The organism is Mycobacterium sp. (assembly GCF_049585075.1).
Lineage (GTDB): Bacteria > Actinomycetota > Actinomycetes > Mycobacteriales > Mycobacteriaceae > Mycobacterium.
The window spans coordinates 1-5774 of sequence record NZ_JBAUZA010000537.1 but is presented as its reverse complement, the minus strand read 5'-3'; the positions used below and the strand labels follow the sequence as shown (position 1 = coordinate 5774).

The 5774-nt window shown below is 63.7% G+C and carries 6 protein-coding genes; 3 read left to right on the top strand and 3 right to left on the bottom strand.

The window, feature by feature from the left end; all coding sequences use genetic code 11:
• Both pstS and WB785_RS24670 read left to right on the top strand, forming a co-directional pair.
• A partial coding sequence (pstS, locus tag WB785_RS24675; RefSeq protein ID WP_424082725.1) for a phosphate ABC transporter substrate-binding protein PstS occupies positions 1-916 on the top strand: 916 nt, incomplete at its 5' end.
• An 89-nt stretch (positions 917-1005) separates the two neighbouring features.
• A complete protein-coding gene (locus tag WB785_RS24670; RefSeq protein WP_424082723.1) occupies positions 1006-2169 on the top strand; it encodes a PPE family protein in 1164 nt (387 codons plus the stop codon).
• 244 nt (positions 2170-2413) lie between these two features.
• Here WB785_RS24670 and WB785_RS24665 read toward each other — a convergent pair whose 3' ends face one another.
• Entirely contained in the window at positions 2414-2761 is a 348-nt protein-coding gene (locus WB785_RS24665) for a DUF732 domain-containing protein (protein ID WP_424082721.1), read from the bottom strand.
• Between the two features lie 444 nt (positions 2762-3205).
• Between WB785_RS24665 and WB785_RS24660 the strand changes: the two genes are divergently transcribed.
• Positions 3206-4108, top strand: coding sequence for a hypothetical protein (locus WB785_RS24660; RefSeq protein WP_424082719.1), 903 nt, complete (start codon positions 3206-3208; stop codon positions 4106-4108).
• Between the two features lie 100 nt (positions 4109-4208).
• On the opposite strand, the gene WB785_RS24655 is transcribed toward WB785_RS24660, so the two are convergent.
• Both WB785_RS24655 and WB785_RS24650 read right to left on the bottom strand, forming a co-directional pair.
• Entirely contained in the window at positions 4209-5036 is an 828-nt protein-coding gene (locus WB785_RS24655) for a DNA-formamidopyrimidine glycosylase family protein (protein WP_424082717.1), read from the bottom strand.
• Between the two features lie 3 nt (positions 5037-5039).
• Positions 5040-5774 (bottom strand): Lhr family helicase (locus WB785_RS24650; protein ID WP_424082715.1); only part of this gene is annotated, 735 nt, incomplete at its 5' end.

Sequence of the window (5774 nt, the reverse complement as noted above, 5' to 3'; positions counted from 1 at the left end):
CATCAAGGCATTCGAACAAACCTGCCCCGGTCAGTCGGTGAACTACACGGCCAATGGTTCGGGTGCCGGGATCGGCGAATTCGTCGGCAATCAAACCGATTTCGGTGGCTCAGACTCCCCGCTGAACCGAGGCGAATATGCCAAGGCGGAGCAGCGGTGCGGCTCACCGGTATGGAATCTGCCGGTGGTATTTGGCCCGATTGCCGTCGCCTACAACGTCAACGGCCTGACTTCGTTGAACCTCAACGGTCCGGTTACCGCCCAGATTTTCAATGGCCAGATCACCATGTGGAACGATGCGGCGATCGGGCTGCTGAATTTAGGCGTCAAGCTGCCCGCTGAGCCGATTCGCGTGGTATTCCGTAGCGACGAGTCCGGAACGACGGACAATTTCCAGAAGTATCTCGACACTGCTTCTGCTGGGACGTGGGGTTTTCCCGCCGGAAAGAAGTTCACCGGCGGCGTGGGCGAGGGCGCGCGGGGCAACGACGGTGCCGCCGCGGCCGTCAAAAACACCGAAGGGTCGATCACCTACATCGAATGGTCGTTCGCCGAGGCGCAACACCTGAACACAGCCAAGGTGATTACGCCGGCCGGCCCGGAGCCGGTTGCGATCAGCCCGGAGTCGGTGGGGAAGACGATTTCTTCTGCCTGGTTCATGCGAAAGGGCAACGACCTTGCCTTAGACACGATCTCGTTCTACCGGCCAAACCAGCCCGGTTCTTATCCGATCGTGCTCGCGACGTATGAGATTGTGTGTTCGAAATACCACGACTCGCAGGTCGGTGTGGCGGTGAAGGCTTTCCTGCAAAGCGCGCTCGGTGCCGGCCAGAATGATTTGGTGAACGGCGGGTATGTCCCTATTCCGGCCGAGTTCAAGTCACGGTTGTCGACCGCGATCAACGCCATATCGTGATCCCGCGAATCTGAAAGTTCCAGGGCTCTTTTCACCCCCGTCAACCTGAAGTTCCGAAAGTTTTCCCACGATGGCCAATGTTTGGAGCCATGGAGTTCACGACATTGCCTCCCGAGGTCACGTCTGCGCTGATTCATGCGGGACCCGGTGCCGAATCGCTGATCGAGGCTTCCGGGGCGTGGCAACAGCTCGGCACCAATTTGGAAGACTCCGCTGAGAACTGCGTCGCCGCGTTGTCCTCCCTGAACCAGGCGTGGCATGGTCCGTCCGCAGCGGCGATGACCCAGGCAGTCGAGCCCTACCTGAGCTGGCTGCAAACCACCGCCCAGCAGTGTCAGCAGACCGCCGCTTCGGCGATGGCGGCCGCAGCGGCTTTCAACTCGGTCCGCGGGGCGGTCGTTCCCACCGCACAAGTCGCCGCCAACAGGATGCAGCTGGTGCAGTTGTTGGCCACCGATCGGTTCGGCAGCAATCTTCCGGCCATCGCCGAAACAGAAGCCCAGTACCAGACCATGTGGGCGAACAACTCGGCGGCGATGGGGCGCTATCAAGCCGCCTCGGCGCAAGCCAGCACGCTGCCTCAGTTTTCGTCTCCGAGCTCGGTAATTAATCCGACGGGGGTGGCCGCGCAAGCCAGTGCGTTACCCGCCGCCACCACATCCGCGGCGGCCGCGACGACAGCGGACGCCACCACATTCGACCCGAGTACCGGTTGGAGTGGGCTGGCGAACACTTATGCCAACCAGTTCATCTCGTCTGGATTTCCGATCAACCTGCTCAGCTATCTGGCGCAGAGCCAATCGGCCCAGGCCCTGCAGGGTGTCAACAGCCAGATTGGCCAGGGTGTATCCGAGGGCGAGTCGGCGCTGGGCGGGGGGGCGGCGGGTGCGTTAGGTGGGTTAGGTGCCGGAGGATTTGCAGGCCTGGGTCCGGGTGCGTTAGGTGCAGCCGGCCTTGGCGAAGCGTCCACGACGGCGGCGACCGGTGTTGGAGTGTCGATCGGCAGGTTGACCGCGCCACCCGCCGTCGTCGGACTGTTGCCGAGTTCGCAAGTGCCGGTGCAACTTGCATCGGCCGCAACGCCACTTGGCGCAGGTGAATCCGGGCTGCCGATGCTGCCGCCGATCATGCCTCCGCCGATTTCGCCGGCAGGCAGCGGGTGGCGCAAACGCAAGCAGCAGAAATATGAAGATATTGCGATTGGCGCCGAACTCAAGGGCACGGTGATGCGCCCACCCCCGTCGGCGGGATAACCGATTGCCTTAGTTGTCGGCGCGGCGTGGCGAAGTGCCATGCAAGGAGCCGAGGCCGTTCTGAATACCTTGGTCCATCGGGGTTGTGGCAGGAGCCTTGCCATCAGCGACCGTGGCCGGTGGCTTGCAGCTGCATCCGAGAGTGCCGAACGGGCTGGGGTCGGCGCTGACCGGTGTTGCGATCCCCGCGGCTGCGCAGTACGCGATCACGGTGCCGGACAATGCTTTCCTGATCACCAAAGCGTCAGGATCCTTCGTGCCGCGGACAGAACGCAGCGATGCTGACGCCGACGAAAAACCCTGCGTGGTAGCCGTCCAAACTACTCTGTTGCATCACGTCATTCGCGACGTCGCTGGGGGCCCTACCGCCATCGAGTTCATCGCAGACCTCGTGGGCGGCAACGATCGCGGCTTGCGCGGACGCGAAGGTAATGCCCTTCGAGTTCAACGCATTCACGAAATTGGCGTCGACGGCGTCAGCATGTGCGGTCGGAGCCGCGGCCCCGACGAGGCGAAGCAGCGCGACCAACACGACAAGGCCGGCCAATAGCGATCGCGCACGACGAAGCGAGCACACTTCGGTGGTCGTCATCCTGAACCTCTCCGCTAAGCAGAAGCGCGAGTGTTGGGAACGGCAAGTCAGCCGCTGACAGAGCGATCATCGCATGCGACGACCAGGCTGGTGGAGCCCGCGCGATCGTTAACCGAACGGCCATGCCCTGGGCGCTGGCCGGGCACCGCCACGTCACCCGCTCGTCAGTCTCGTCGTCGCTGGTGAACCCGCGTTTGCCAAGGAACTGCACCGATCCAGTTACTTGACACGTGATTAAGAACTACTTGACATGTGACAAAGAGCACTCTAGGTTGCGGGGTTAGCTGAGAAATTCTCAGGTGACTTTCAGTTGGGAAGTAGGTTGTCATGTCTACTCGATCCGGAGGGCGGCATCGTCGGCAAAGCCGCTCCCACACGCTTGGATTCGGTGACTTTGATGGTTGCGCCCGTGTACTGCCAGTACGAGAGCAGCAACGCATAGCGATGAGGGTCAGCGCGGTGGCCGCAGGCGCGGTCGTCGCTGGCGGCGCGCTCTTAGGCGCCGCTCAGTTAGGCGGGCTCAATCCCGGTGAAGCTTTCCAGCCTGTGCAGCAGCGAGACGTCGCGCTGGCGGCCTCTCCGACGTTCGAGGAAAGCGTGCAGGCCCTGTTGAATGCCCTCAATATCGGCACTATGGGCCAGTTGCTGGGCACGCTTGGGACCGACCACGAACTGGTTCCTCCTGCGCCCCTCGACACCGCGTCGGCACTAAGCGCTCTGCTGGCAGACCTCAACCCGAACGACACGACTTTGGGCGCCGCCATCCCCGCCCTCGGCAGTCAGGTGGGCGAGCTGCTGAACACCATTTTTATCGGTAGCACCCCGATCGGCAGTTTGCCGATCGACACACTTGCCGGAGACCTGCTGGGTGAGTCCGCTACGAGCGCGACGATACAAAACTTGTTCGATACTTTGGGCCTCGGCAGCTACGCAGGTCTTGTGGATGTGATCAAGAACTTCAACGGCACGTTGCTCGATCCAAACCTGAACCCTAGCGACTCGTTGAGCGACTTGCTGAGCTCGCTTCTGAACACCAACACCAGCACGGAGCTGCTGGGAAGCCTTCCGATAACCGTCGGCAACGTCACGACAACGCTAGGCGACGCGGATCTGAATCAGCTGCTCGGCATAACGTCAGCGCAACTCGCCGAGCCCTGGGATACGTTCGTGGACAACCTATCCACTAGCGGAATCCTCAGTCCCAACCCGACAATCCTGGGCGACGACACACTGGGCGAACTGCTGACCTCGCTGCTGCCCCACGGCAGCGCGCTCGCGCCGGTGGTTGACGGCACGGAGGTGGCCGCCTTCCTTGACGCCCTGGGTCTTTTCGGACCTCTCGGCTGAAGCCAGCGCAGCAAAGGTCGTGTTGTGACCTTGCGCCGAGGGGTCAGTTATGGCATCGATTTGACGCGAGGGTGTGTCATAACTGGCCTCTGGGGGGCATTCAACGTTGGCAGGCTGGACACCAGTAGGCGACCCTGTTGCCGGTGTCGTCCTTTTCGATCGCGGTGCCGCAGCGACGGCACTCCTGCCCGGCGCGTCCGTACACCCAGAGCTGACGGCCCGATCGGGTGTCGCCGGTAGTGCAACGGTCCCATCGTGATCGGTTGGCCCACAGCATTTCTCGTGCGCGCCTGACCAGCCGCTGCGGGTCGGGTAGCGAGCCGACCGCAGCGGTGGGCAGCCGTCCGCTGATGTAACACAGTTCGTTGCAATAGACATTGCCGATCCCAGCCATAACGCGCTGGTCCAGCAGCGCCTCGGCGATCGGGCGATCTGGCTGTGCTGTCAGGTTGGCCGCGGCGACCTGTGGATCCCAGTCGGTGCCCAGCAAGTCCGGCCCCAAATGCGCTACCGCGTCCTCGTCGTGTTGCCGGTCGAGGATCTCCAGTACGCCGAGGTCAATCCCAATTGCACGGATTCCACTTGCTTCCAAGATGATTCGTGTCGAAGCGGAGTGCCCGACTCTCCCCCGCAAGCGGGAGGTACCCCCACCTCGGGGCGATTCCGCCCCGTATCGTCGTCGGGCGTGATCGGGCGGTCGCGTGCTCAGCCGCCAGCTGCCGTCCATCTTCAGATGCGAGTGGATACTGGCCGGCCCGACGCGGATGAACAGATGCTTGCCACGGCTGAGCACCTCGTCGACCACCTCACCAGTCAGGTCGACGGTGGCAAATCGCGGTACCCGCACATCGCATCGGGTCAGTGTGCGACCGACGAGTGCCTTCCGCAGTGTTTCTGCGGTGTGAAAGACGGTGTCCCCCTCGGGCATACGCTATCGCAGCCGAAGCCCGCGTGGGGTCCGGGCGAACCCGGCGTCGGACAGCGCATCAACGGCCGGCTCGGACACGTTAGGTCCCAGCACCGGCAGGCCGTTGATCCGTTCAACCAGAATCGAACTGACCCGCCCGGCCGTGACCAGCTCGGCCAACGCCGCGCCGGCGGCGCGGTTGACCTCGGGATCGTCGCTGAAGGTCAACAGCGAGCGGCCGCCGCGCTCGACAAACCAAACCAGTTCGCCGTCGATCAGCACCACCAGGGCTCCGGCTTTGCGGCCCGGCCGGGCGCCGCTGTCTTCCTCCGGGGCGCGGGACGGCCAGGGCAGCGCGGCGCCGTACGGGTTGGCCGGGTCGGCGGCAGCCAATACGACGGCTCGGTACTCGGGTCTTTCCGGGTCGATGCCGTCGAGGTAGCCGCGCAGCCGGTCGACTGTTGACGCCACCGCGAACTGGGCGCCGCCCAGCGACTCGACGAAGTAGCCACGTTGGCATCGGCCGGCTTCCTCGAACGTGGTCAGCACCTTGTAGAGCATCGCGAATCCGCCCGGCACTGCTTCGGCCGCCACCGCGCCTCTGGTCAGCACGCCGTGGCGGTTCAGCAGCAGTTCGGCCTGGTGGTGTGCCCGCACCGTCGAATCCGGTTCGGGCACAGGCAATGCCGACCAGCGGCCCGCGACGGTCGGGTCGGTGGCGCGGGACTGGGCGTGCGCGACGCTGTAGCGGCTCAGTCG